The sequence below is a fragment of the Nocardia vulneris genome, from assembly GCF_001613425.1.
GTDB classification, from domain to species: Bacteria; Actinomycetota; Actinomycetes; order Mycobacteriales; family Mycobacteriaceae; genus Nocardia; species Nocardia vulneris.
Genome location: NZ_BDCI01000001.1, coordinates 86518 through 111833 on the forward strand (window position 1 = coordinate 86518; position 25316 = coordinate 111833).

At 69.7% G+C, this 25316-nt stretch carries 23 protein-coding genes; 5 read left to right on the forward strand and 18 right to left on the reverse strand.

Annotation, left to right across the window (positions count from 1 at the left end):
- Positions 1–4: 4 nt before the first annotated feature.
- From NVU01S_RS00350 to NVU01S_RS00360, 3 genes are read left to right on the forward strand one after another with little or no spacing between them, the layout of a single operon-like run.
- Positions 5–466 (forward strand): SRPBCC family protein, encoded by a 462-nt coding sequence (locus tag NVU01S_RS00350; RefSeq protein ID WP_029894903.1) that lies wholly within the window; start codon positions 5–7, stop codon positions 464–466.
- A 40-nt stretch (positions 467–506) separates the two neighbouring features.
- A complete protein-coding gene (locus NVU01S_RS00355; protein ID WP_175068853.1) occupies positions 507–1850 on the forward strand; it encodes an NAD(P)/FAD-dependent oxidoreductase in 1344 nt (447 codons plus the stop codon).
- Positions 1851–1861: 11 nt separating this feature from the next.
- A complete protein-coding gene (locus NVU01S_RS00360; RefSeq protein ID WP_043675255.1) occupies positions 1862–2506 on the forward strand; it encodes an HhH-GDP family DNA glycosylase in 645 nt (214 codons plus the stop codon).
- 28 nt (positions 2507–2534) lie between these two features.
- On the opposite strand, the gene NVU01S_RS00365 is transcribed toward NVU01S_RS00360, so the two are convergent.
- Positions 2535–3641 (reverse strand): glutamate--cysteine ligase 2, encoded by a 1107-nt coding sequence (locus NVU01S_RS00365; RefSeq protein ID WP_043675253.1) that lies wholly within the window; start codon positions 3639–3641, stop codon positions 2535–2537.
- 9 nt (positions 3642–3650) lie between these two features.
- On the reverse strand, positions 3651–4661 hold the full coding sequence (locus NVU01S_RS00370; protein WP_043675250.1) for a DNA topoisomerase IB: 1011 nt from the start codon (positions 4659–4661) through the stop codon (positions 3651–3653).
- A 131-nt stretch (positions 4662–4792) separates the two neighbouring features.
- Between NVU01S_RS00370 and NVU01S_RS00375 the strand changes: the two genes are divergently transcribed.
- Both NVU01S_RS00375 and NVU01S_RS00380 read left to right on the forward strand, forming a co-directional pair.
- Positions 4793–6223 carry a CYTH and CHAD domain-containing protein gene (locus tag NVU01S_RS00375; protein WP_043675247.1) on the forward strand — a complete coding sequence of 477 codons (1431 nt, stop codon included), beginning with the start codon at positions 4793–4795 and terminating at the stop codon, positions 6221–6223.
- A gap of 186 nt (positions 6224–6409) precedes the next feature.
- On the forward strand, positions 6410–7405 hold the full coding sequence (locus tag NVU01S_RS00380; RefSeq protein ID WP_043675244.1) for an alpha/beta hydrolase: 996 nt from the start codon (positions 6410–6412) through the stop codon (positions 7403–7405).
- Positions 7406–7433: 28 nt separating this feature from the next.
- Here the strand turns inward: NVU01S_RS00380 and NVU01S_RS00385 are convergent, their stop codons facing one another.
- The 16 genes from NVU01S_RS00385 to NVU01S_RS45195 form a co-directional block, all read right to left on the reverse strand.
- Positions 7434–8159 (reverse strand): aspartate/glutamate racemase family protein, encoded by a 726-nt coding sequence (locus tag NVU01S_RS00385; RefSeq protein ID WP_043675241.1) that lies wholly within the window; start codon positions 8157–8159, stop codon positions 7434–7436.
- Positions 8156–9454 carry an NAD(P)/FAD-dependent oxidoreductase gene (locus NVU01S_RS00390; protein WP_043675238.1) on the reverse strand — a complete coding sequence of 433 codons (1299 nt, stop codon included), beginning with the start codon at positions 9452–9454 and terminating at the stop codon, positions 8156–8158. The genes NVU01S_RS00385 and NVU01S_RS00390 overlap by 4 nt, the downstream gene beginning before the upstream one ends.
- Positions 9455–9463: 9 nt before the next feature.
- The gene (locus NVU01S_RS00395) at positions 9464–10339 is read right to left on the reverse strand and encodes a family 3 encapsulin nanocompartment shell protein (protein WP_043675235.1); all 876 of its coding nucleotides are present in this window, start codon (positions 10337–10339) and stop codon (positions 9464–9466) included.
- A gap of 37 nt (positions 10340–10376) precedes the next feature.
- Positions 10377–11183: an SDR family NAD(P)-dependent oxidoreductase gene (locus tag NVU01S_RS00400; protein ID WP_043675232.1), complete on the reverse strand. Its 807-nt coding sequence runs from the start codon at positions 11181–11183 to the stop codon at positions 10377–10379.
- A gap of 2 nt (positions 11184–11185) precedes the next feature.
- The gene (locus tag NVU01S_RS00405) at positions 11186–12121 is read right to left on the reverse strand and encodes a sulfotransferase (RefSeq protein WP_043675229.1); all 936 of its coding nucleotides are present in this window, start codon (positions 12119–12121) and stop codon (positions 11186–11188) included.
- Positions 12118–13278, reverse strand: coding sequence for an MFS transporter (locus NVU01S_RS00410; protein ID WP_043675225.1), 1161 nt, complete (start codon positions 13276–13278; stop codon positions 12118–12120). The genes NVU01S_RS00405 and NVU01S_RS00410 overlap by 4 nt, the downstream gene beginning before the upstream one ends.
- Entirely contained in the window at positions 13275–14615 is a 1341-nt protein-coding gene (locus NVU01S_RS00415; RefSeq protein WP_043675222.1) for a DegT/DnrJ/EryC1/StrS family aminotransferase, read from the reverse strand. Before NVU01S_RS00415 ends, NVU01S_RS00410 begins: the two co-directional genes overlap by 4 nt.
- Positions 14616–14898: 283 nt before the next feature.
- Positions 14899–17256 carry an FtsX-like permease family protein gene (locus tag NVU01S_RS00420; RefSeq protein ID WP_043675219.1) on the reverse strand — a complete coding sequence of 786 codons (2358 nt, stop codon included), beginning with the start codon at positions 17254–17256 and terminating at the stop codon, positions 14899–14901.
- Between the two features lie 5 nt (positions 17257–17261).
- The gene (locus NVU01S_RS00425; protein WP_052280900.1) at positions 17262–18011 is read right to left on the reverse strand and encodes an ABC transporter ATP-binding protein; all 750 of its coding nucleotides are present in this window, start codon (positions 18009–18011) and stop codon (positions 17262–17264) included.
- The gene (locus NVU01S_RS00430) at positions 17974–18597 is read right to left on the reverse strand and encodes a TetR/AcrR family transcriptional regulator (protein ID WP_052280899.1); all 624 of its coding nucleotides are present in this window, start codon (positions 18595–18597) and stop codon (positions 17974–17976) included. Before NVU01S_RS00430 ends, NVU01S_RS00425 begins: the two co-directional genes overlap by 38 nt.
- A gap of 163 nt (positions 18598–18760) precedes the next feature.
- A complete protein-coding gene (locus tag NVU01S_RS00435) occupies positions 18761–20134 on the reverse strand; it encodes a dihydrolipoamide acetyltransferase family protein (protein WP_175068854.1) in 1374 nt (457 codons plus the stop codon).
- 2 nt (positions 20135–20136) lie between these two features.
- Positions 20137–21120 carry an alpha-ketoacid dehydrogenase subunit beta gene (locus NVU01S_RS00440; RefSeq protein WP_043675217.1) on the reverse strand — a complete coding sequence of 328 codons (984 nt, stop codon included), beginning with the start codon at positions 21118–21120 and terminating at the stop codon, positions 20137–20139.
- Between the two features lie 69 nt (positions 21121–21189).
- A complete protein-coding gene (pdhA, locus tag NVU01S_RS00445; protein WP_043675214.1) occupies positions 21190–22281 on the reverse strand; it encodes a pyruvate dehydrogenase (acetyl-transferring) E1 component subunit alpha in 1092 nt (363 codons plus the stop codon).
- A gap of 9 nt (positions 22282–22290) precedes the next feature.
- On the reverse strand, positions 22291–23739 hold the full coding sequence (lpdA, locus tag NVU01S_RS00450) for a dihydrolipoyl dehydrogenase (protein ID WP_063048027.1): 1449 nt from the start codon (positions 23737–23739) through the stop codon (positions 22291–22293).
- Between the two features lie 155 nt (positions 23740–23894).
- Positions 23895–25091, reverse strand: a complete 1197-nt coding sequence (locus NVU01S_RS00455) for a PucR family transcriptional regulator (protein WP_043681348.1) — start codon at positions 25089–25091, stop codon at positions 23895–23897.
- 55 nt (positions 25092–25146) lie between these two features.
- Positions 25147–25269 (reverse strand): hypothetical protein, encoded by a 123-nt coding sequence (locus tag NVU01S_RS45195; protein WP_280140890.1) that lies wholly within the window; start codon positions 25267–25269, stop codon positions 25147–25149.
- Positions 25270–25316: the final 47 nt, after the last annotated feature.

Consider the following 25316-nt stretch of genomic DNA (forward strand, 5'->3'; position numbering starts at 1 on the left):
TCACATGAGTACGTTGGCCGCCACCGTGGATGTCGAGGTACCGGTCCGCACCGCCTACAACCAGTGGACGCAGTTCGAGTCGTTCCCCGAGTTCATGGAGGGTGTGGAGGCGGTGCAGCAGCTCGACGACCGGCACACCCACTGGCGCATCCACGTCGGGCCCTCGACCCGTGAGTTCGATGCCACCATCACCGAGCAGCACCCGGACGAACGGGTGGCGTGGAAGTCCGATTCCGGCCCTCAGCACGCGGGGGTGATCACCTTCCACCGGCTCGACGACACGCACACCCGGATCACCGCGCAGATGGACGTCGACCCGGACGGCTTCGTGGAGACGGCCGCCGACCGGCTCGGCGTGCTGAAGCACCGGGTGAACGGCGATATGCAGCGGTTCAAGAAGTTCATCGAGAGCAGGCAGCACGAGACCGGCGCGTGGCGCGGGGATATCGAGCGTCCCGACGCCTGATCGCCGTTCGAGGCCCGACCAGAGACAGAGGAGGTAGCCGGTGGTGCCGGTAGCCGAGACCGAGAGCCCGCAGCGGGTGGTGATCGTCGGCAGCGGCTTCGCCGGCTTCACCTGTGCCGCGAAACTGTGCCACCGACTGGCGAAGGCGGGCAGCGACATCGAGGTCGTGCTCGTCACGCCCGACGACTACATGCTCTATACGCCGTTGCTGCCGGACGTGGCGGGCGGACTGATCGATCCCCGATTCGTGGTGATCTCGCTCGCCGACGCGCTGCCGCGGGTGCGGCTCGTCGTCGGCAAAGCCGAATCCGTTGACCTGCAACGCAAGTCGATCACCGTGCGCAGCGAGTACTACCCGCCGCGGGAACTCTCGTGGGATCGGCTGGTGCTCACGCCCGGCTCGGTGACCCGGCTCTTCGATGTGCCGGGTCTGGCCGAGCACGGGCGCGGCCTGAAAACCATTGCCGAGGCCCTGTATCTGCGGGAGCAACTGCTCCGCCAACTCGAATTGGCCGACCACGAAGACGATCCCGAGCTACGGCGGGCCCGCCGCACCGTGGTGGTGGTCGGCGCTTCGTACGCGGGCACCGAACTGATCGCACAGTTGCGCGCGCTCGCCGACGCCTACGCCCACCGCCGCGGTTTCGATCCCGCCGAGGTGCGTTTCGTGCTGCTGGACATGGCCGACCGGGTGATGCCCGAAGTGGGCCAACGACTCGGGGACAAGGTCCTGGCGGTGTTGCGGGGGAGGGGAATCGACATCCGATTGCAGACCTCGCTGCGTGAGCTGACCGAAGGCCACGTCGTGCTCACCGACGACAGCGTGATCCCGACCCACACCGTGGCCTGGGTGACCGGCGTGACCGGTGCACCGCTGTTGCGCACCCTGGATCTGCCCCTGGAACGCGGCCGCCTGGTGGTCGACTCGAAGCTGGGCGTGCCCGGTCATCCCGACGTGTTCGCGGGCGGCGATGCGGCGGCGGTCCCGGACCTGACCAAACCCGGCGAGATCACCCCGCCGACCGCGCAGCATGCGACGCGTCAGGGAAAAACCTTGGCGCGCAATGTGGCCGCGAGCCTCGGCCTCAGCACCGCCGCACCGTACAAGCACCGCGACATGGGCTTGGTCGTCGATCTGGGTCCGGGCTTCGCCGTCGCCAACCCGCTGGGTATCCACCTGTCGGGGCGGCTCGCCAAGGTCGTGACCCGGGCCTATCACACCTATGCGGTGCCCAGAGGCGTGAATCGGTGGGCGATCTCGTTGGCGTATGCCACCGACGCGGTGACGCCACGCCCGCTGGCCCTGCTCGGCCTGGTCAGCCCGGAGGAAGCCAGTTTCGGTGGCAGCGAAGGGATTCCGAAGACGCAACCGGCATCGAAATAGGAGGAGGCGCCATGCGCAAGCGAAATGTCGTGCACGCGTTGCTCGAGCGAGCGGGCGACGGCTACGCGGCGCAGGCCGGTATCGACCTGGCCGACAAACCCGCGCCACTGTTCCAACTGCTCGTGCTCGCCGAGCTGCTGAGCGCCCGGATCTCGGCGGATATCGCGGTCGCCGCGGCGAAGGAGCTGATCTCCACCGGATACCGCACCCCGCAACGGATCGCGGACGCGCAATGGCAAGAACTCGTGGACGCGCTGGGCCGCGGGCACTACCGGCGCTACGACGAGAGCACCGCGACGCGCCTCGGTGCGAACGCGAACATGGTGCTCGACAAGTACGGCGGTGATCTACGCAAACTGGCTGAGGCCGCCGAACAGGACCGGGCACGTGCGGCGCAGCTGCTCCAGGAGTTCCAGGGGATCGGGCCCACCGGCAGCGATATCTTCCTGCGTGAGGTCCAGGACGTATGGACGTGGGCGCGGCCGTATTTCGACGAACGCGCCAAGAAGGGCGCGCAGCGGGTCGACCTGCCGACCGATTCCGGTCAACTCGCCGCGCTCGCGCCGGACGGCCGAGTCGGCGCGTTGGCCGCGGCGCTCGTCCGCGTCGCACTGGACGACGAATTCGCCGAGCAGATCCGCGCGGACGCGCGCTGAGCCGCCCGGCCAGCGGCACTGCGCCCGGCTAGCGGCACTTCTCCAACGTGGCGTCGGCGAGTTCTGCCACCACGTCGGTCACTCGACCGTTGTTCCGGAAGGCCGCGAGCTGCCGCCGGGCGCCGTTGCCGCGCTCCAGCACCGTCGCCACCGCATCCGTCACAAAGGCGCGATCCCCCAGTTCGTCGAGGGCGGGCGCGACATGCTCGAGCAGCGCGGACAGTCGTGCCGGGGCCGGCTCGACGCGCCGGGACACCGGATCGAGACCGTTGCCGTCGAGTCCGAAGCGGGCGGCGTTCCAATAGGCCGCGCGCAGCACCTCGCCGGGGACTTGCGGCGCGCGTTCGCCGCGCTCCAGCGCCGCCCGCGCCATCATCGCGGTGGCGCGCACCAGCGTGGCCAGCAGGGCGGTCTCGGTGACGGTGGCGGGCACGTCGCTGACCCGGACCTCGACGGTGGGAAACGATTCGGAAGGCCGGACGTCCCAATAGACCATCTTGGTATCGAGAATGTTGCCGCCGGCGATCATCATCTCCACCATCGCCGCGTAGTCGGCGGCGGAGTCGAAATAGGGCGGCGGACCGGCGCTCGGCCAGCGCCGCCACAGGATGCTGCGCCAGCTCGCGTAGCCGGTCTCGGCCGCGCGATAGATCGACGAGTTCGCGGTGAGCGCCAGATACACCGGTAGCCACGGCCGCAGATAATTGCTCACCTGGATCGCCGTCTCGCGATCGGGCACCGCGACGTGCACGTGACAACCGCACAGGCCCTGCTCGTGCGCGATCATCCCGAACGTGTCGGCGATGCGCTGATAGCGCTCGGTGTCGGTGACCGGGAACCGCTCGGGCACGGTCGGCGGCACCGCGACGGCCAGCAGACGGGTGCCCGCCTGTTCCGCGCATTCGGCGACCTTGCGGCGCAACTCGGCGAGTTCGCCCAGCAGCGCGGGTGTTTCGCTGTGCACGCCGGTGCTGGTCTCGACCTGGCACGAGGTCAGTTCGAGTTGCAGGTCGACGCCGCGTTGCTCGGCCGCGGCGGCCACCTCGGTGTTCTTCGCGACGGGGGCACCGGTAACCGGGTCGACGAGCAGGAACTCCTCCTCGACACCGACGGTGATCGTGGTTGCGTCCAGCATTCCAGCTCCTCAGTTCGTGGTGCGCAGCAGGCGGATCACCGCGCGCTCGACCGTGTTCTGGCGTTGCTCATCGGAACCGCCGCGGGCCGCGCGGCGTAAGGCGGCCGAGATCGTCGCGCCGCGCTCGAAGGCGGTCAGCACGCGGGGATCCACATAGGACGCCCGGGCGACGGCCGGGGTATTGCCCAGCGCCGCAGCGACATCGGCGATCACCGTGCGCTCCACCGCTTTGCGTCGGCGCTGCGAGTCCGGCCGCTCGACCGCGCCGAAGCCCGCCGCGGCCAGTACCGTGCCGTGCCACGTGCGCAGATCCTTTACGCTGCAGTCGCTTTCGGACCACTCCCGGAACAGGTCATTGATATCGTCGGCATGCAGCTCGCAGTACCGCGACCCTTTCCGGTAGACGAGCAGCCGTGGCGAGTCGTGCCGGCAGCGGCGCAGCGATCGCACGACGCGCGCGGAGTCGGCGTCGCGAATCCGCACCCGGCGCTGGATACCGCCCTTCGCCGGATAGTCGAACGACATCTCGGCACCGGAGAGCCGAACCTGCGCACGCAGCAGGGTCGCGACCCCGCGTGTCCCGTGCTCCTGCGCGTATTCCTCACCGCCGACCCGGAATACGCCCTGATCCACCAGCGTCACCGCGAGCGCGGCCACCCGTCGCAGCCCCAGGCCCGGCTCGGTCAGTTCGGCGTGGATGCGCCTGCGGAGTTCCGGTAGTCCGGCGGCGAGGTCGAGGACGCGATCGAACTTCTCTTCGTCACGTTCCTTGCGCCACTGCTCGTGATAGAGGTACTGGCGTCGGCCCGCGGCGTCGACCCCGACCGCCTGGATGTGCCCGTTGTCGTGCGCGCAGATCCACACCTTGCGCCAGGCGGGCGGTATGACCAGGCCACGAATGCGCTCCAGTGCCGCCTCGTCCACGACCCGGGCGCCCTCGGTGCTCACGTAGGAGAAACCACGGCCGCGCGCCACTCGGCGCATGCCGGGGCCGTACGGCGTGCTGCGTCGCAGCCGCATGTCCGCGCACCTCCTCGGTCGTCCGTCATGGGTGGCTAGCTGGACGTTCCCCGGGAGGAGGGAGACAAACAGGGCGCCCACGCAGAGCCGGATGTCCGTTTGGCGCGCAGTGCGCCGGGAACGCCACAAGGATGAAGGACTCTCTCGAACGTGAAACGAAATGGGAGGTCGACCGGGCCTTCGCCCTTCCACCGCTCGACGATCTGGTGCCCGGCGGGCGGGTCGAGTCGACGGCGGTGGAGCTCACCAGTACCTATTTCGACACCACTGCCCGCGATCTGCTCGCCCACGATCTGGTGCTGCGGCGCCGGGCCGGCACCGACGAATCCGGCTGGCAACTGAAGATCCCGCGCGACGATGGCAGGCTGGAGCTGGTCGCCGCGTGGTCCGACGAGCTGCCGGACGAACTCGCCGACGTGGTGACCGGCGCCGCCCTCGGCCGGCGGCTGCACGAGGTCACCACGATTCACACTCTGCGCAACCGGCACCGGGTGTTCGGGCCGGACGGCGACCTCGTCGTCGAGGTCGATGACGACACCGTGCGGACCGCACCGGGCGACGGGTCCGCGGCTGCCCTGGCCTGGCGGGAGATCGAGGTCGAACTCGGCCCGCGTACCGCCGCCGCGCCCGCCGCACTGCTGGACCGGCTGGCCGCGGCGGGCGCGTCGCGGTCGAAGTATCCGTCCAAACTGTCGCGTGTGGTGCCACCTCGGGACGAACCCACCGGGGCACGTTCGAAAGCGGAGCGAGCGATCCACGAGTACCTGAACGCTCAGATCGATGTCGTCTTCGCCGGAGACCTCGCGCTGCGCCGTGGCGACGATCCGATCCACGACACCCGCGTCGCGACCCGGCGCCTGCGTAGCACGCTGCGCGTCTTCGGAAAGCTGCTGAACCGCCCGGTGATCGAGGGTATCGCCGACGAATTGAAGTGGTATGCCGGACTGCTCGGCGAGGTGCGGGACTGCCAGGTGCAACGGGCCCGTCTGGCCGCCGAGATCGAGGAGCTGCCACCGGAACTCGTGCTCGGCCCGGTGGCCGGCCGGATCGATGCCACCCTGCTCGAACGGCAGCTGACCCGCCGGGCCGCCCTCGCGGCGGCGTTGGATTCCCCGCGCTATCTGGCGCTGCTCTCGGCGCTGCAGGCGTGGAAGTCGCAGCCGCCGTTCGCGGTTCGGGTGCGCAAGGGCGAACTGGTGCGGCGCGCGGGCCGGGCAGCACGCAAAGCCGACCAGCGGCTCGCGGTGGCGCTGGACGACCAGCGCGACGAATCGCTGCACCGGGCGCGCAAGGCCGCCAAGCGCGCTCGGTATGCCGCCGAGGTGCACGCACCGGTGCATCGGCGCGCCGCCGCGAAGTCGAACATCAAGTACTACAAGAAGCTCCAACGCGTGCTCGGCGACCACAACGACGGCGTGGTCTCGGCCGGACTGCTGTGGCGCCTCGCGACGGCGGCGGGCACGACCGGCGGTGAGAACGGCTTCACCTACGGACTGCTCTACGCGAACGAGCAGCACGCGGCCGAGCGGGCGCGGCGCCTGGTGGCCGAGATCGCCCGCTAGTTGTGGTCCCGGTGGAACTCTGCGAGTGGCTTTATCGGACAAAGGAATTCGGAACCATATCCGGGTTCCAAAGTTGACCCGTCACCGGTTCCAGTACGGAAAGTGGTGGCGTGACAAGGACATTCGCGTCATTACGACGACTCTTCCGCTTCCCTGCGACCGAGGTGTGGGATAGCGTGCGCGAGTATGAATTTCGTGCGAGGAACCGTCGCGATAGCGGTGGCCGCCGTGCTGGCCTCGACCGGTATCGCACAGGCTGCACCGGCCGATCCGGGCCGCTGCCAGGACTTGCTGCTGCGGGTGCCCGACGGGGAACTGGGTGCCCGAATGTGCCTGCCGGCGCAAGCCACCGACACCGTGCTGGTCTTGCTGCCCGGCGCGGCGACCAATGCCCGGTACTGGGATTGGCCCGCGGCCGGCGAGAAATACAGCTTCCGGCGCGCCCTGAACGCCGCGGGCTACGCGGTCGTCTCGGTGGACCGATTCGGCACCGGCCGGAGCTCGCGCCCGCCGAGCGGCAGCGTCACCTCGCCCCGGGAGGCCGACGCGGTGACCGGGATCATCGCGGGATTGCGCCGCGACGGCATGGCGGGACACGCGCCGTTTCGGAAGGTGGTGTTCGGCGGCGTCTCGTTGAGTTCCGGGATCGGGGTGCTCGCGGCGGTCGGCGGGGCAGAGCTGGACGGTCTGCTGCTGACCGGCTACTCGCACTCGGTGAATCCGTTGGGCACCATGGCCGCCGCGCTCACGTTCCGATCGGTGGCCACCGACCCGGACCCGCGCTTCGCCGGCCACGATCCCGGCTATCTGACCACCGCCCCGGGCACCCGGCCGGCGAGTTTCGCGGTCCCCGGCACCGATCCGGCGGTCCTGGCCGCCGATGAGGCGGAGGTGAAGGACACGTTCACCCTCGCCGAGATGGTCACCGGCCTCGTCACCACCGTCGGTCCGATGACTCGCCGGATCGGTGTGCCGGTGATGATCGTCAACGGCAGCGAGGACAAGCTGTGTTCGGTATGTGCCGACACGGCGGCGCTGTACGCGGCCGAGGCGCCGTATTTCGCACCCGCGGCGCGACTTCGGACCTACGTGCTACCGGACGCGGGCCATGCGCTGGTGATCGCGCGCGGGGCCCGCGCGCACCAGGAAGCCGTGGTCGACTGGCTGGGTACCCTCGGCTGAGCCCGCTGCCGACGACTGCGCCCGGCCACTACCGGCCGGTGCGAAAAGGACGGTGGCACAGGCTGCGATGCACCATTTCGGTGAGTGTGACGATGTCGAACACCGGGATGCCGAGACGACGCTGGATCGCGTGCCCGTACGGCACCAGGTCGGTGCATTCGATCACCAGCGCGCCGAGCGCCGGATGCGCCGCGGCCAGGCGGTCGACCTCGTCGAGCACCTCACGCCCGAGCCGGTCGGCGTCGAGCGCGGTCCGGCGGCCCTCGAGCACGACCTCGCGGAACTCGGGGTGCGCGTCCATTCCGGCGACGCGGATCGGCAGCGTCTCGGCGCCGATCGCGCGCAGATGCCGCCAGGTCAGCGCGTCCCGTTTGGCGACGAGGACGCCGATCTCGCGGTCCGCGGCGATCATGCGACGCACCATCGGCACTTGGATGAGGCTCGAGCTGTACAGGGGGACGCGCACGGCATCGGCCAGCTGTTGCTGGAACAGGACGAGAAAGCCGCAGCCGCTGGTGATCGCGGCCACGCCGCGGGCTTCGAGTTCCTTTGCGGCGGTGACGAACGGCGCGAGCAACGTGGGGTCCGCCTCGGCCACCACCCGCTGCGGTGTCGCGCCGTGCACGACCTGGTAGACGACGGGGAAATCGAAAGTCGACGGATTGCGGATGTGGCCGGGGAGTTTGGTGAACGCGGTGTCGAGGCACAGCACGCCGATCGTGATGTCGCGCTTGGTGTTCGGGTGTGCGGTCATGTCGGCCGCCGATCGCGCCCGCCGAAACGACTCGGGCGCACGGGAACCGGATCGGTGACCGGTGTCTCGCCCGCGAGCAGGTGCCCGACCAGCTCACCACCGGCCGGCGCGAGCCCCATGCCGATATGGCCGTATCCGGCGGCGATGATCAGGTTGCCCGGCCCGGCCCGGCCGATGACCGGCACGCCGTCGGGTGTGCTGGGGCGCAAACCACTCCAGGTCTCGTGGGTGTGCGTCTGTTCGAGGTCGGGCAAGTAGTCGCGAACGGTGCGCACCATGCGCGCCACCCGGCGGTCGGAGATGGTGTTGCGCATGCCGGTCAGCTCGAGGGTGCCGCCGATGCGCAGGCGATCGCCCAGCGGGACCAGCGCTACGCGCGCTTCGCTCAACAGGACGGGACGGCTCGGCCCGCTCGGCGGCATGTCCACGGTGACGCTGTAGCCCTTGATCGGTTGCAGCGGCAGCTCGACCCCGGCCATTCGCGCGCATTCGGTCGACCAGGCGCCCGCGGTGAGGACCACCGCACCGGGACGGAGGTCACCGTGAGTTGTGCTGAGCCGACTGATCTTTCCCGCGGTGATCGTGCAGCCGGTGAGCTCGGAGTATTCGCGGATCTCGACGCCGAGCGCGCGCAGCAGGCGAGCGAACTCGAGCACGAATTCCGGCACCCGCAGGTACGCGCCCTCCGGGTTGTACAGCGCACCGCGGACGGTGAACCGGGTCTTCGGCTCCAGTTCATCCAGCTCGCCCGGTTCGAGGACGCGCAACGGGATCCCGTTGGCCACCGTGCGGGCTACGGCCGCCCGCGCGGCGGAAAAGCCCTGGGCGCTACGGTAAGTCAAGACGATGCCGGGCATGGCGAACGTGTCTGCGATCCTGTCGGACTCGCAGAGTTCGAGCAGGATTTCGAGGCTGCGGCGCTTCATCGCAGCCAGGATCCGAAATCCCGCCGCCGCGGCCGACGGTGTGCAGGCTCGCCCGAAATGACCGAGCCAGCGCAGCAATTCGCGGTCCGCCCGCGGACGCACGTGGAACGGCGCGTCCGGGTGCAGCATGGCGAGCGAGCGCCACGAGCGCATGCCCGGCTCCGCCAAGGGCGCGGCGCCGTGCGTGCCGACGAACCCCGTGTTGCCGCTGGAACACGACTGCTGGCCGCCGAGCGCGCCGCGTTCCAGCACGGTGACCGCCGCACCGGCGCGACGCAGGTGATAGGCGCAGAACAATCCGGCGACCCCGCCGCCGACGACCACGACGTCCGGGTCGTCGCGCACGGGCGGCGTTTGCTCTTCGGACACCGACGCCGCCTACACGGTGACGAGGAAGAAATTGGTCGGCAGATTCACCACGACCCGCTCATAGATCTGCGCCATCACCGCCGCGCCGGGCTCGGTGAACGTGCCCGGTGGCGGTTCGGCGAACCGGATCACCGAGCGTCCGGCATCGAAAAGCTGTGCGCCGTGGCCGAAGTCGCCGACGAGGGCACTGCCCGGCTCGACCAAGCGGGTGCGCACGATGAACACGCCGTTCTGTTCCAGAACGGTCATCAGGGTCCCGGTGCCCATGGCGCGGTAGTAGTCGACCGGGTTGATGATCATGCCGTCCGCGGTGCCGCCCATCTGCTCGATCTCGTTGCAGGCGCGCAGGATCGTCGAGCTGAACGGTCCGGCCGAGGTCATCCGCTCGATGCCCGCAATGTTGAGCAGGCCACCCGCGCCCGCGATGATCGTGTAGTTCTCCGCTGTGCACAGCCGCACGATCAGGCGATAGTTGATGAAGGATTCGAACGTGTCGGGGTCCTCCCACAGCTGCGGCGGCACCTGGACCCAGGCGGTGGTGGGGAGCAGTTCCGGGATCGGTGACTTGTGGAACCTGCTGGCCAGCTCCCGGCGGACGTCGGCGCCGTCGATCGGGGCGTCGTCCGCGCCCGGCGGACTTTCGTGCCAGTAGTACTGCCGTGGATCACGCGACAGATCAATGGCTTTGAGCATATTGCGGGCGGGGTGGCGCGGCTTGCGCCGCGAGCTGGTCAGCGAGTCGGTGATCGTCACGTCGTATTCGACCGCGGCGTCCAGACCCCGCTCGGCGCAGCACTCCACGAACATCCGTCCGGGGGAGAGTTCCTGCGCGCGATCCCGGACGACCTGCGCCAGGGTCGATTTCACGCCATCTGTGTGCAGCATGTCTTACTTCCTTCGGTGTCGCCGGCGACAGTGCCGGTCACGCTGATTCGGCGGCGTGCGACCAACTCGGGCCGAGCAGGCTCGCGCCACCGTCGACGAGTTGGACCGTGCCGGTCAGATAGGACGACCGCGTGCTCGCCAGAAAGGCGGCGACGGCGGCCATTTCGTCCGGTAGGGCGATCCGCCCGATCGCGGTGTGCCTGCCGAGGGTGTCGAACTCCGCTTCGATCCGGTCGGTGCGTTGCGCCACCACGCGTTCCAGCAGGGGCGTGCGGGTCGCGCTGGGTGCCAGTACGTTGACCGTCACGCCGTCGCGGCCCACCTCGACGGCCAGGGACTGGGCGAAGCGGGCGATGGCCGTCCTGGTCACACCGGACAGCGCCAGATCGCCGATCGGCACGCTCGCGGTCTCCGAGGTCACGAAAATCACGCGGCCCCAACGGGCGTCGCGCAGATACGGCAGGGCGGCGAGTGCCACGTCCACGGCGGGCATCAGCACGCCGTCGATCGCCGCACGGTAGTCCGCCGGCGCGAAGCGCGCCGCGTTCCCGGTCGGCGGGCTGCCGCCGCTGACCACCACGACGTGCACCCCACCGAATTCGGCGGCGACCTCGTCGATCCAGCGGTGGGTGGCCGCGCTGTCGGTGATGTCCACGCTGGTGGCGTGCACCCGGGCCCGGGAAACCTCCTTGATCGCTCGCTCCGCCGCGGCCAGCCGGGCGGTGTCGCGCGCGCCGATGGCGACGTGCGCGCCCTCGGCGGCCAGTTCCCGCGCGATGGCCAGCCCGATACCGCTCGACCCGCCCGCGACCAGCGCTACCTTGTGCTCGAGCCCGAGATCCATGACTACCCCTTCGCTTTCGTGGTGCCGAGCTCGTAGCCGTAGCGGCGCGCGAGCGGCCAGGACAGTGCGGCGACGGTGCGCTGGGCCGACTTCGGCAACCCGGACCGCCAGGAATCGTCGGACGGACGGATGACGGTGGCCCCGGTGCGGAAGCGGTCCGGGTTCCCGGTCACCGTGTGATTGGTGTGCAACTCGACCGTGCGATCGGTGACCGGGTTCGCCGCGGGATCGCACGCACAGTGCGCCAGCATCGTGGCGATCGACCGTTCGGGCGCGGCGATGAAGTCCTCGTAGCGCAGGAACAGGGACCGTTGTGGATGGCGCCGGGTGATCGCGTGCGTGGCGAGATTGAATCCGGTCCAGTAGCCGGTGCTCTTGCCCGGCGACATCGCGTATACGTATTCCTTCGGCTTGCTCCAGGATTGGGCCACCGCACGCGGGTCGCGCACCAGATGGATGTAGTACGGCGTGATGCCGTCGAGATACGGCAGCAGGGCGGCCTCGCCGGGAATCTTGCTGGTATCGACGATCACCCGGGCGTTCGTGCGGGCCGCGACAGCGTGATAGACCTCGGTCATCAGCGTGGCGTGGGCGCGCAGCGGCGCGCTGCGCAGGCCGCGGCCCAGGACCTGCCAGGTGTGCCGGGTCCGGACGCTGCCGAGCTGACGCCGGATGACCGTGTCGGCGTGCGCGGCGAACGGCGTATCGGCGGGCTGACCGATCGGCAGGACGGTGGACCAGATCGGGCAGTCGACGAGCTCGAGCCCGCAGCCGCACTCCTGGTTCACGCCGCGCCCGGCTGCGTTCTTCCAGAGGAAAGCCAGTTCGCCGACGTGAAAGCAGCCGGGGATCTCGTTCAGGATGTTGCCGATGATGGTGCTGCCGTTACGGCACCAACCGGTGATGCACAGGACCTTCAGCGGGGTATGGTTCGTCATCTGCCGACTGCCTTCTCCGTGGTGACCGCTTGCCGGATCGTCATGGCCAGGACCGAGGCCGCGAGCGCGCAGGCCGCGCCGACCACGAAGACGGCGGGATAGCCGAACCCGGTCGCGACGGCCCCGGTCGCCGGCCCCCAGACGAACAGGCCCAGATCCCAGAACGAGGTGTAGGCGCCGAGTGCCGCGCCCTGCTTGGTGTTGTCGGTGTTGTTCATGACCATCAGCGCCAAAGAGGGGTGCAGGAGCGAGAATCCGACGCCCATCACCACGGCGCCGAGCACCGCGACCGGCAGGTTCGGCGCCCACGCGATGATCAGCAGCCCCGCGGCTTCGCCTGCGCCACACCAGGATGCGACCCGGCGCGGCCCCAGCTGATCCGGCAGATGCCCGATGAACAACCGGGTGCCCGCGTACACGGCGCTGAAGGTGCTCAGCACGACGACGCCCGCGTCGATGCCGCGTTCCTGCAGACCGCTGATCACGAACGCGGCCAGGCCGACATAACCCGCGGCGCCCAATGCCAGGCCGAGTCCGGGCAGCACCGCGGGCCGCAGCAGCAGCCCGCGGCCACTGGACGCCGCGACGTGCGGCTGCGGTGCGACGGTGCTGATCAGGACCACGCCGAGCAGCGGTGCGGCGGCACAGAACGCCCACACCGCGTCGATGCCGAAGTGCCGCAAGACCGCGCCGAGCGCGGTGCCCAGCGAGATGCCGCCCCACATGGCGATGCCGTACAGGCCGATCACCTGGCCGCGGCGGTGGTGCGGGGCGAGCGTCACGGTCCAGACCGCGCCCGCGGTGAACAGGGCGGCCTCGCCGATGCCGAGCAGCAGCCGGACCACGATCAGGCCCGCAAGGCCGACCGGGAGGAAGTACAGCAGGCCGCCCGTCGCGATCGCGAGCGCGCCGCAGCGCATGACGGACCGATGTCCGTATCGATCAGCGAGTCCACCGAAGATCGGCCGGGTGAGCAGCGCGGTGAGCGCGGTCGCGGTGACCGCGAGACCCACCGCGAGATCGCCCGCCCCGAACTGATCCCGCACGTGCGCGGGCAGCACCGGGATCGCCGCGGACAGGCCGAGATAGCCGCAGAACAGACCGCCGAACACGCCGGCCAGGGCGAGCCGGGGTAGCGCGCCCGCCTCGGCGCTCATCGCTGCCCGGCCGCCGCGGAGCCCGCGCCCTCTTCGGTGCCGAGTTCGGCGGCGGCGACTTTGCGCACCGCCGTGACGAGTTCGTCGCAATCCGCGGGCGTCAGCGTCGAGGACAACGGAACATCAACGGCCCCTTGTAGATAGCGGGTCGCCGCGGGCAGCAGTGCTTGGATGGCGGCAGTCGTCATGCCGCGGAACAGGAATCGCCAATTCCAGAAGGCCCGGATGTTGTGATCGGCGTCGGAACCGAGATTGCGCGCCTCGATGCCCTCGTGGCAGAGCGCCCGCGCGAACCACTGCGCGCGCCCGCTCGGCACCTGGAAGATGAAGGCCTCGCCGAGATACGCGCCCGGCGCGACCGGTTGCCGGATCCGAATTCCGTCGACGTCGGCCAGCGCCGCGGCGACATGATCGTAATTGCGCCGGAACGCGGCCAGTCGTATCGGCAATCGCGCCAGCTCGGCCCGCAGCAGCGCGGCGCGGATCTCGTCCATCCGGAAACTGAGCAGCGGCAGGTCCAAATCGGTGGCGATCGGTGGCTCGCCGTCCGGGAAATGCCGGCGCAATCGACCTTCGTAGGCGCCGGAAAGCACCGTGGCGCGGGCGAACAGCGCGCTGTCGTCGGTGACGAGAAAGCCGCCCTCGCCGCTGTTGAGCGACTTGTCCGATTGGGTGCTGAACGCGCCCGCCAGACCGAAGGTGCCGAGCTTACGGCCCGCCAATTCCGCGCCGAGCGCCGGCACGGCGTCCTCGAACACAGGCACGCCCATTTCGTCGGCGAATTCGAGCAGGGCCGCCATGTCGCCGGCGAAACCGCGCATGTGCACCACCATGATCGCGCGCACCTGCGGGGTCCACCGGCGCCGCAGATCGGCGACGTCCAGGTGCAGATTCTCGTCGACATCGACGAGGAACGGCGTGCATCCGGCGAGCAGAATGGCGCTCGGCGTCGCCGCGAAAGTGAATCCGGGACAGGCGATCAGGCTGCCGGGCGGGATGCCCGCGGCCATGATCGCCAGGGCCAGCGCGGTGGTGCCGCTGGCGGTGGCCAGTGCGTGCTTGCAGCCGAAATAGCGGCAGAGTTCGGCTTCGAATCCGGCGCACTCGGTTTCGTGCGCGGGCCGGTAGTCGTAGCGGAAGTAGAGGTGGCTGCGAATGGCGCGCAGCGCCGCCGCCTCGTCTTCGGGATAGACGCACACGGCGCCTCGGTCATAGGTCGGCCAGGGCGCCGAGCGGACGGGAATACCGCCGTCCAGTGCCAGCCGCGAATCGGTAGCTATCCATGCGCCCGGCAATTGCCGGGTCGATGCCGAATGGTCTATCTCATTATCCGCCATCGGAATTCCTTGCCAAACAAACAGTAAAACATCGGCGAGCCGCCACCGTATCGTCCGTCGAGCTTCCCCCGGGGAAATGGTAGGACGTCCGTGGAACGGTACACCGAACTTTCCCGCCGGATACCCGAAATCGATTGCCCGGCAATGCGGTCTATTGTTGAGACGTCACCGAAACCGCCTTGCCCTGGCAGGCGAAATGAGAGCGCGCGGATATGACGCCGATGCGCCAGGGCGCGAAAGGGGTCACGGCGGCAAGGCTTCCGGCTCGGTGCCCGCCGACCGCTCAGCGCGCGCGTTCCCGGACCACCCGCGCGATATCGATCCGCTCGACGAGCCGGGCGGCGGGCAGCTGGGAGAGCACGGCAGCGGTCAGCACCGCGGCGACGGCGAGCAGCAGCGGCGCCGGCCCCAGCGATAGCCGCAGGTTGAACATGTCGCTGTTGAACGAACGCAGAAACGCCCACGCCGCAAAGACTCCCGCGAGCAGCCCCAGGGGCACCGCGAGCAGTGTCGCGGCCAGGTTCTCCGTCGCCAGCGCCGCGGTGAGCCGGCGCACCGGTACCCCCGCGGCCCGCAGGGTGGCCAGTTCGGTGGTGCGCTCGGCGAGGTTCACCGTCATCGTCACGTAGATGACCGTGCACGCGAGCACGGCCCCGAGCACGAGCATCACGAGGACGAAGACCCAGAACAGACCGAGGAACTTGTCGACCTGGTGTTGCAGGGCAGCAGTGTCGGTGTAGGTGACCACACCGGGCAACGAGGTGATTTCGGCGCGCAAGGCATCCCGGTCGGCCGTGGGGCCGAACCGAATCAGATAGCCGTGCAGGCCGATTCCGCCGATCTGTGCCGCTACGGCATTGTCGGCGTAGAGGAAGGTGCCCAGCGGTTCGTCGACGAAGCCCGCGATCCGTTGCGGGTGCGGGGTGCCCAGTGCCGCGGTGATGGTGATGGTGTCGCCGACCCCGACGCCGAGTCGGTCCGCCAGTGGCGCGCCCGCAAGCACGCCGTCGCCGGGCAGGGACCGGGTGCCGCCGTCCGGGGTGCGCAGGCCGCGCATGGTGGTGTCCGGGGCCAGCCCGGTCAGGGTCGTCGCGTAGGAACGGTCGCCCGCGGTGACCGTGACCGGTGTGGCGGTCGTCGGCTCGGCGGCGGCGACGCCGGGCAGCGCGCGCAGGTGTGCGGCCGGATCGGCAGTGCCGGGAGCGAGATACACCGTGGCGTCGGCGCGTTCGATCTGCTCGAACTGGATGTCGAGTACGGTGCGCATGCTGGTGAGCATGCCGACCGAAGCCAGGATCAGGACCAGTGACAGCACCGTGCCGGTCATGGTCGCGAGGGTGCGCCGCCTGCCGCGTGCCAGTGCGCGCAGGGCCATGCGCGCGACCACCGGCAGTCGATGCCGGCGGGCCGACCACCGGCTGAACGGGCCCGCGGTGCCCGGGTGCAGGCCGTCGCCACGCATGGCCGCGGCGGGTGCGATACGTGCGGCGGCAACGGCCGGTGCCAGTCCGGCGACGAGCCCGGTGAGTATTCCGAGTGCGAATCCGACCAGGGCAGTGGGAATTCGGTGCTCGACCACGGTATCGGGGATACCGATGGCCGAGGTGTACACGGTGGTGACCGCCGACGTGGCGACGAAACCGCCGAGCACACCGAGCGCGGCGCCGAGCGCGGCGATGCCCACGCCGTAGCTCACGTAGTGACCGACGACGGTGCGCCGCCGCGCGCCCATGGCCAGCAGCGTGCCGATGATCGGTCGTTCCGTCTGCACCAGCCGCGTGATCAAGACGTACTCGGCCACCGCGGCGGCCGCGAGGAAGAGCGCGGGAAAGCCCACCGCGAGGTCGGCGAAGCCGTCGAGATCCTCGTGCAGCGTCGCGTCGGACGGTTGTTCGGCCTGCGGCACGAGATCCACCGCCCCCGCGGCACGTAACGCGTCCGCCACTGCGTCGCGGTCGGACTGCGTTGCCGTGCCGGCCATTTCGACGAGTGTCTGGTTCGGCCGTGGCTGTCCGGCCAGCGCCGCGGCGACAGGTTGGGCCGCGAAGGCGACGGCGAAGGCGTGCGGATCGCTCAGCACCTCTTGCCGATCGCGCGCGGGCCACAGGTATTCGGCGGAGCGGGCGACGCCGGACACGGTGACGCTCTGCCAGGTGCTGCCGTCGAAGATCTGGAACCTGCTACCGGGCCGCAGTCCGAACGTCTCGGCGGCGTGCTGCTCCACCACGATATCGTCCGCCCGCGCGGGGTCCGGTGCGGTGCCCGCGGTCAGCTGGATCTCGTTGACACTCGGGGTGGTCGGCTGCGGCAGCCCGACGATCCGGCCGAGCAGTTTGGTGTCGCCGATCGAGAACGGCACGTCGGCCTGGGTGCGCGTGCCGACCCGGGCGACGCCCGGAGCTCCCGCGACGGCGGCCGCGAGGTGTGCGGGATCGCCTCCGGTAGCGGTGAAATCGGCGAAATGCAGGCGCTGGTAGGTGCTCTGGTACGACGTCTCGAGATTGCGGAACGAGTCGTAGCTGGCGATGAACAGCAGCACTCCGAGTAGGACTGTGGCCGCGATCGCGGCCACCTGCGCGGTGCGCCTGCGCATATCGCGCAGAGTCTTCTTGGGCAGCACCCGGTTCGGTGTGATGAACACGGCCCTCACCACCTGATCGTCGAGGCGTCGGCCGGTCGCGTGTTGACCTCGGCCGAAACGATCTCGCCGTCGCGCATCCGGATCACCCGATCGGCGATCTCGGCGGCGACCTCGTTGTGCGTCACCATGATGACGCCGCGCCCCGCTCGGCTGGTGCGTTGCAGTAGTTCGAGGACGCCGCGACCGGTGGCGACATCCAGTGCGCCGGTGGGCTCGTCGGCCAGCAGCAGATCCGGGTCGGTGGCCAGTGCCCGCGCGATGGACACCCGTTGCTGCTGACCACCGGACAGCTGCGCGGGGAAATGGTCTGCGCGATCGGACAATCCGACCGCGGACAGCAGTTCCAGCACCTTTTTGCGATCGCCGCGACCGGTCAACTCCACGATGACCTCGACATTCTCCCGGGCGGTGAGGCCGGCGACGAGATTGAAGAACTGGAAGACGAACCCGATGTGATCGCGCCGGAACGCGCCGAGAGCGGCCGGCTTCTCGGTCGAGATATCTTGTTCGGCAACGACTATCGATCCGTCGTCGGCAGACTCGATGCCGCCGATGATATTGAGCAGCGTGGTCTTGCCCGAGCCGCTGGCCCCGAGTATCGCGACCAGTTCGCCGGGTGCGATGTCCAGGTCGACAGCGGTGAGCGCGTGCACTGCGGCCTCGCCGCTGCCGTAGGTCTTGCGCACCCCGCGCAGTCGGACACCGCCGCGTGCGGCGTTATTCTCCGTTGCGTTCGAGTTCCTGTGTTCGATCATCGGAAGGTCTTTCGCTCTCGGAATTTTGGGGCAGACCCGCCGCGCGCAGCAGCGGGCCGGTCAGTGGCACGGCGGCCATATCGGGGTCGATCATGCGATGCAGGATGAGGCCGTCGACCAGGGCGAGCACGATGGCCGCGGTGGCCTCGGGGTCGGCGGTGCCCTCCCGGGCGAACCACGCGGTGGTCGCGGCGCGTGCTTCGGCGAGCAAGGCGCCGATTCCGGCCCGCAGTCGGGGCAGCCGGGTCGCGGCCAGCATCATCTCGCTCATGGCGACCGTCGACTGGTCCGCCACGGTGTAGGAGCCGATCACGCTGAGCATCCGGGTCATCGCGGCGATGCCGGGCATGGCCAGCACCCCGGCCATGACCGTGTCGTATTGCGTGCGCGCCAACTGGAGCGACGCGTCGATCAGCAGGTCGGTCAGCGAGCGGAAGTGGTAGTGGACCAACCCGGGCCGCACCGCGGCGCGCTCGGCCACCATCCGGGTGGTCACCGCGCCCCAGCCGTGCTCGGCGATCAGCTCGACCGCCGCCGTCATGAGCTTGGCGCGGGTTTCCTGTCCCTGCTCCGCCGCAGTGACCACAGCTCGGCTCCCATCCTGTTTGGTCGATCGCCTTGGGCGTCCGTCCAAACCAACGATAGACGCATACTGCAACAGTTGCCAGAGGCAAGAAGTATCCGGACACGAAAACGCCCGCATCCCGTGCCGGCCGGTTGGTCGGCGCGGGATGCGGGCGGTTCGGACGTCAGGCGATGATGCGGAGCGGCTGCTCGAGCAGGTCCTTCAGGTGGGCGAGGAACTGGGCGGCGACCGCGCCGTCGATGGCGCGGTGATCGGCGGACAGGGTGACGCGCAGGATCTTGCGGGTCACCACCGCTGCGTCGGCGAGGCGCACTTCGTCGGCCGCCGCGCCGACCGCGAGGATCGCGGACTCCGGCGGATTGATGACGGCGGTGAACTGCTCGATCCCGAACATGCCGAGATTGGAGATGGTGAACGTGCCACCGGACATCTCGTCCGCGCGGAGCTTGCGCTCGCGTGCCCGGACGGCCTTGTCCCGGGTTTCGGCCGCCAGCTCGGAGACGCTCTTGCGATCCGCGTCGCGCAGCACCGGCACGAGCAGGCCGGCCGGCGTCGCCACCGCGACACCGAGATGAATCCCCTTGTGGCGCAGCAGCTTGTCGCCCGCGAAGCTGACATTGACCGCGGGATCCTTGCGCAGTGTGGTGGCGACCGCCTTGACCAGCAGGTCGTTGAGGCTGACCTTGCCCTCGCCCGCGGCCGCCAGCGTCGTGTTGAGCTGCGTGCGGAACGCGAGCAGGTCGGTCACGTCGATCGCGCTGGTCAGATAGATGTGCGGGGCCTGCTGCTTGCTCTCGGCGAGCCGGACCGCGGAGACCCGCTGGATGGTGGTGAGCGGGATCTCTTCGTAGTCCGTCGCCGGGACGGGCTGTGCGGCAACGACACTCGGTGCGGATGCGGCAGAGGCCGGTGCGGCGGGTGCCTCGGCCGCTGGGCTGGGCGCGGCGGCCGGACTGGGCGCGGCGGCAGGGCTGGGCGCCGCGGTGGTGCCGGCTGCGGCGATCTGGCGGTGCGCGGCTTCGACGTCCTGACGGGTGACTCGGCCGCCGGGGCCGGTGCCGACGACCGCGGCGAGATCGACCCCCAGTTCCCGCGCGATCTTGCGAGCCAGGGGAGAGGATTTCTTGCGCTCGTCCGGGCCGGCCGCGGGATCACTCTGCGCCGCAGGCTTTTCCTGGACCGGGTCGGCCGGACCGGTTTGCGCCGCGGCGGTCTCGGCTGGTTGTGCCGCCGCAGCCGAATCCGCCGGTGGTGCCACGGCCGCCGAATTCGCCGCTGGCGCAGCGGTTGCCGTAGTGCCGCTCCCGTCGCCGACGATCGCGATGGGCTCGCCGATCGGCACGCGCACGCCGGGCGCGGCGAGGATCTGCTCGAGCACGCCGTCCTCGTACGCCTCGAGCTCCATGAGCGCCTTGTCGGTTTCGATCTCCGCGACGACCTCGCCGCGGGTGATCGGCTCGCCGACCTGCTTGAGCCAGGCGGAGACGACGCCGTCCTCCATCGTGTCGGAGAGCCGGGGCATGGTGATTTCGGGCATGGTCAGGACCTCCGGCCAACGGCCGCAAGGGTTTCCACCGCGGCGGTGTAGAGCGAATCCGCGGACGGCAGGGCGAGCTTCTCCAGCGGTTTCGCGTAGGGGAGCGGAACTTCGGCCATCGCGACGCGACGAACCGGGGCATCGAGGTAGTCGAACGCGCCGTCGGAGATCGAGGCCGCGATCTCGGCGCCGATACCGTAGGTGAGCCAGTCGTCCTCGCCGACGACCGCGCAGCCGGTCTTGCGCACGGACGCGATCAGCGTCTCGCGGTCCAGCGGGCGCAGGCTGCGCAGGTCGATCACTTCGGCGGAAACTCCCTCGGCGGCAAGGCGTTCGGCGACCTGGGTGGCGACGGTGGCCATCCGGGAGTAGCCGATGAGCGTGATGTCGGTGCCTGCCCGGGTGATCGCGGCCTTGCCGATCTGCGCGGCCGGGAGGTCCACCGGCACTTCGCCCTTGGTGTTGTAGAGCGACAGGTTCTCCAGGAACAGGACCGGATCGTCGTCCTCGATCGCGGCCTTGAGCAGTGCGCGGGCATCGGCGGGCGTGCTGGGCGCCACCACTTTCAAGCCGGGCACGAAGGCGTAGTACAGCTCGATGTTCTGCGAATGCGTCGCGCCGAGCTGCTGGCCGCCGCCGCCCGGCGTGCGGATGACCATCGGCACGCTGGTCTGCCCGCCGAACATGCCGTAGATCTTGGCGGCGTGGTTGACGATCTGGTCCAGCGCGAGCAGCGAGAAGTTGATCGTCATGATCTCCACCACCGGGCGCAGGCCCAGCATGGCGGCGCCGATCGCGGCGCCGACGAAACCTTCCTCGGCGATCGGAGTGTCGCGTACTCGCTTCTCGCCGAATTCGGCGAGCAGTCCGGCGGTGATCTTGTAGGAGCCTTCGAAGACGCCGATCTCTTCCCCGATCAGGAAGACGTCGTCGTCGCGGCGCATCTCCTCACGCAGGGTTTCGCGCAGCGCTTCGCGATAGGTCATGACAGGCGCTGGGGGATGGTTGCCGGCGGTGCTTGCGGAGCCGGCGGGGTGGGTAGACACAGTTGGTCCTCAGGCGGTGAAGAGCGGGTCGGCGGGCAGACGGCGGGAGTCGCTCGGGACCGGCGTGGCGTAGTTGTAGTCGAACAGGCTCGACGGGTCCGGGTGCGGGCTGGCGTCGGCGAATTCCACGGCGGCGACCACGCTTTCGGTCACCTCCCGTTCGATCTCGGCCAGCGACTGATCCGTGAGCACGTCGGCGGCGAGCAATCGGTGCTGCCACAGCGCGATCGGATCGTGCTCGCGCGCCGTGGCCACCGCTTCGGTGCTGCGGTATTTGGCCGGGTCGACCACCGAGTGGCCCTTGAGCCGGTAGCTGACCGCCTCGAGCAGCGCCGGTTTCCCTTCGCGCCGTGCGGCTTCGATGAGTTCGCTCGCCATATCGCGCACGGCGAGCACGTCGGTGCCGTCCACTCGCTCGCCGCGCATGCGGTAGGCGGCGGCCCGCTTCCACAGATCCGGCTCGGCCGAGGAGTTCTCGACCGTGGTGCCCATGCCGGTCTGGTTGTTGATCACCAGGAAGACCACCGGGAGCCGCCACAGGGCGGCGATATTCAGCGATTCGTGGAACGCGCCGATATTGGTGGTGCCCTCACCCATCTGGCACACCACCACGTCGTCCCCGCCGCGGTAATCGATGGCCAGTGCCGCGCCGATGGCGAGCGGAACCTGGCCGCCCACAATGGCGTAGCCGCCCAGCAGCCGGGTCGCGGTGTCGTACATGTGCATCGAGCCGCCCCAGCCTTTGGAGGTGCCGGTGGCGCGGCCGTACAGCTCGGCCATCACCCGGCCCGGCTCGATGCCTTTGGCCAGCGCGTAGCCGTGCTCGCGATAGTTGGTGAACAGGTAGTCGGTGGGCCGCATCGCGGCGCCGAGGCCGACCACGGTGGCTTCCTCGCCGAGGTTCAGGTGGCAGTAGCCGCCGATCTTGGCTTGCTGGTAGCTCTGTGCGGTGCGCTCTTCGAAGCGCCGCACGAACAGCATGTCGCGGAACAGGCCGCGCAGAACCGCGGGATCCTCGGTGGCGAAAGGGGATTCGGCGGTGACCGGTGCGGGCTTGGTGGCCCGCCGGGTGGTCTTGCGCGGAGCGCTCGTGGTGGTCATCTGCGGCTCCTAACGCTTACGCGGCGCGATGTGCACCGGCAGTCCGAGCCCGGCCAGCGCCGTCTCCATGCCGATCTCGCCGAGGGTGGGGTGGGCGTGAATGGTGTCGGCCAGCTCGTCGAGCGTCGCCTCCAGGTAGATGGCCAGCGCGCCCTCGGTGATCAGGTCGCTGGCCGACGGGCCGATGATGTGCACGCCGAGCACTTCCCGATGTTGTTGCCCGGCAACGATCTTCATGATGCCCTCGGTCTCGCCGAAGGTCTTCGCCCGGCCCAGCGCCGCGAACGGGAACTTGGCGGTGATCACCTCGTGACCGGCCGCCCGCGCGGCCGCCTCGGTCAGCCCGACGCTCGCGATCTCCGGATGGGTGAAGGTCGCGGCCGGGATCACCGTGTAGTCGATGTGCGCGTCGTGTCCGGCGATCACGTCGGCCGCGGTGAGGCCCTGATGCGAGGCGACATGGGCGAGCAGTGCCCGGCCGGTGACATCGCCGATGGCGTAGACGTGCTCGACCCCGGTCCGCAGCTGATCGTCGACCTCGATGAAACCCCGGGCGTCCGTGCCGATTCCGGCCACGTCCAGCCCCAGCTCCGCGGTGTTGGGCCGGCGGCCGACCCCGACCAGCACGACGTCGGCGGGGATGTCCTGGGGCTTGGGTCCGGCGACCGAGACCAGCAGGCCGTCGTCCTGGGCGATGGCGGTGACGGTGGCCCCGGTCAGCACGGTGATGCCGCGTTTGCGGAAGGAGCGGCCGAGCGCGTCGCCGATCTCCTTGTCCTCCAACGGAACCAGGCGATCCTGCAGTTCCACCACGGTGACCTGGCTGCCGAACGTGGCGAACAGGCTGGCCCATTCCGCGCCGACCGCACTGCCGCCGATCACCACCAGGCGCCGCGGCACCTCGGTGAGCCCGAACGCGCCGTCGGAGGTGACGACACCGGGCAGGTCGGCGCCGGGAATCGGTAGCAGCGCGGGCACCGAACCGGTCGCGACGATCACGTCCTGCGCGCTGACCTGCCGTACCGGCGCACCCGGCGCGGCGGCGTAGCGGGGGCCGCCCTCGAAGATGGGCGACGCGCCGGTCTCGTGCACCTCGACCGTGGTCGGCCCGACGAACCGGGCGTGACCCTCGATCACCGTGACGCCGTTGGCCTTCAGCAGGCCGGCGACGCCGTCGGTGAGTTCCTTGACGACCCCGTCCTTGCGCTGCCGCACGGCGGCGAAGTCGAAGCGCACATTGTCGGCGTAGACGCCGAATTCCGCTGCGGCGGTAAGGGTGTGGAAGACCTCGGCGGAGCGCAGCATCGCCTTGGTCGGGATGCAACCCCAGTTCAGGCAGACGCCGCCCGGGCGTTCCTTCTCCACCAAGCCGACCCGGAGTCCGCGCTGCGCGCCCCGGATGGCGGCCACGTAGCCGCCCGGTCCGCCGCCGATCACCAGTAGATCGAATTCCGGCACTCGTGGTGCTCCTCATCTCGACGATTAGCGACCCGGCCGGGTTGTGGCGTGGGTCGTTCTGTCGAGTCTTGTGGGCCGCGATTGCCCAAGCAATTTGCCGCAAGCCCAGAAATCAGGCCGTGAAAATGGGCGCTGCGCACAATCGGCGCGGGCGCTCAGTCCGCTCCGGCCGCACCCAGCTCGACGGCGGCCAGCGCGAGCGACAGCTCCAGGTAGGCGCGCCGGCCCTCGAGCGGGCGGCCCAGCAGCGTGGCGATGCGGTGCAGCCGGTTGATGACGGTGTTGCGGTGGCAGTGCAGCAGCGGCGCGGCATTGGCGGCGGAACAGTTCTCGGCCAGCCAGGTGGTCAGGGTCTCCAGCAGGACCGCGCGTTCGCGCTCGGGGAGGGCGAGCACCGGCCCGAGGGTGCGCGTGACCAGCAGTTCGGTGAGGTCCGGGGAACGCAGCAGCAGCGCCTCGGGATAGCGCTCCTCGAGCAGTACCAAACCTTCTGCGTCCGTAGGCAATGTCTCCAACGCGAGCATTGCCAGCGCGTGCGCGGTATCGATCTGGGCTAACCCCGGCACCGGTGGCGAGGCCGCGGCCCCGCCGCGGACCCGCGGCCGGATCTGTTGCAGCACAGCGGAACTGTCGTGCCGTTCGAGTGAAACCAGGCCGACCGTGGCGTCCACTCGATCGTGCCACACCGAGCGAATACCCAACGCCGCCAACGCAGTCTCGGTGCCGAGCCGGACGGCCGGGCGGGTGCCGCGCACCGCCACCACAAGAAACGCGCCGTGCGCGGGCAGGTTCAGTTCGCGGGCGGCGCGCGCGGCGAAGGTCGCGTCGTGCGCGCGCCCGGCCAGCAGATCCTCGATCAGCCCGTGCCTGCGGCGCTCGTCCCGGCGTACCTGCTCGAGTTCGGTATTGCGGTAGGAGGTGACCAGCGCCGAGGACATGCCGTCGATCACCGACCAGGTCGCCGCGCCGATCTCGCGGAACTCGCCCGGCGCCAGGTCGCCGGCGCGGTCGAGCAGCGCCTCCCAGACGATCTGGCCGCCGAGCCGGAACGTCCGCAGCATCACCTCGAGCGGCACGCCTTGCGCCGCGCGGTTGCGGCCGATGGCGGCGGCGACGTCGTCGCGGTCCGGCACGGTGACGTCGCCGGCGAGCAGGTCCAGCACCCGGGTGAGATAGCTGCGGCAGCCATTACGCAGATCCTCGCGGCTGACGGGCGAGTAATCCGTCCATTCGGGGATATCGGTGAAGATCGCCGCCATCAGCCGCCGGGTCAGCACCGGAACCTCGGTCCGGCACACCGCCGCCAGTCGCCGGATGCCCGGCGTCGGACCGGTGTGCTTGGGTGCTGCCATAGGCGTAGACGCTACGCCGCCGGTTATGGGTACTTTCCGGGCGCACGGCAGCGAGTCACCAGGTGCTGTGGTGCGGCACGCCGTGGTAGAGGGCGGTCTCGGCCCAGAGCCACGCGGCGACCGGTCCCGTGAAAACGGTCGCGAGGATGGGCAGGCGGTGGAAACGGACGATAGCCATGCTTCGACGGTGGCTGTCGCGGCGGTGGCGCCGAATCGGCCGGGTGA

Coding starts and splice junctions, on each gene's coding strand:
- NVU01S_RS00350 (WP_029894903.1), top strand. CDS start 5: ATGAGTACGTTGGCCGCCACCGTGGATGTCGAGGTACCGGTCCGCACC.
- NVU01S_RS00360 (WP_043675255.1), top strand. CDS start 1,862: ATGCGCAAGCGAAATGTCGTGCACGCGTTGCTCGAGCGAGCGGGCGAC.
- NVU01S_RS00365 (WP_043675253.1), bottom strand. CDS start 3,641: ATGCTGGACGCAACCACGATCACCGTCGGTGTCGAGGAGGAGTTCCTG.
- NVU01S_RS00370 (WP_043675250.1), bottom strand. CDS start 4,661: ATGCGGCTGCGACGCAGCACGCCGTACGGCCCCGGCATGCGCCGAGTG.
- NVU01S_RS00375 (WP_043675247.1), top strand. CDS start 4,793: ATGAAGGACTCTCTCGAACGTGAAACGAAATGGGAGGTCGACCGGGCC.
- NVU01S_RS00380 (WP_043675244.1), top strand. CDS start 6,410: ATGAATTTCGTGCGAGGAACCGTCGCGATAGCGGTGGCCGCCGTGCTG.
- NVU01S_RS00385 (WP_043675241.1), bottom strand. CDS start 8,159: ATGACCGCACACCCGAACACCAAGCGCGACATCACGATCGGCGTGCTG.
- NVU01S_RS00395 (WP_043675235.1), bottom strand. CDS start 10,339: ATGCTGCACACAGATGGCGTGAAATCGACCCTGGCGCAGGTCGTCCGG.
- NVU01S_RS00400 (WP_043675232.1), bottom strand. CDS start 11,183: ATGGATCTCGGGCTCGAGCACAAGGTAGCGCTGGTCGCGGGCGGGTCG.
- NVU01S_RS00405 (WP_043675229.1), bottom strand. CDS start 12,121: ATGACGAACCATACCCCGCTGAAGGTCCTGTGCATCACCGGTTGGTGC.
- NVU01S_RS00410 (WP_043675225.1), bottom strand. CDS start 13,278: ATGAGCGCCGAGGCGGGCGCGCTACCCCGGCTCGCCCTGGCCGGCGTG.
- NVU01S_RS00415 (WP_043675222.1), bottom strand. CDS start 14,615: ATGGCGGATAATGAGATAGACCATTCGGCATCGACCCGGCAATTGCCG.
- NVU01S_RS00425 (WP_052280900.1), bottom strand. CDS start 18,011: ATGATCGAACACAGGAACTCGAACGCAACGGAGAATAACGCCGCACGC.
- NVU01S_RS00435 (WP_175068854.1), bottom strand. CDS start 20,134: ATGCCCGAAATCACCATGCCCCGGCTCTCCGACACGATGGAGGACGGC.
- NVU01S_RS00440 (WP_043675217.1), bottom strand. CDS start 21,120: ATGACCTATCGCGAAGCGCTGCGCGAAACCCTGCGTGAGGAGATGCGC.
- pdhA (WP_043675214.1), bottom strand. CDS start 22,281: ATGACCACCACGAGCGCTCCGCGCAAGACCACCCGGCGGGCCACCAAG.
- NVU01S_RS00455 (WP_043681348.1), bottom strand. CDS start 25,091: ATGGCAGCACCCAAGCACACCGGTCCGACGCCGGGCATCCGGCGACTG.
- NVU01S_RS45195 (WP_280140890.1), bottom strand. CDS start 25,269: ATGGCTATCGTCCGTTTCCACCGCCTGCCCATCCTCGCGACCGTTTTC.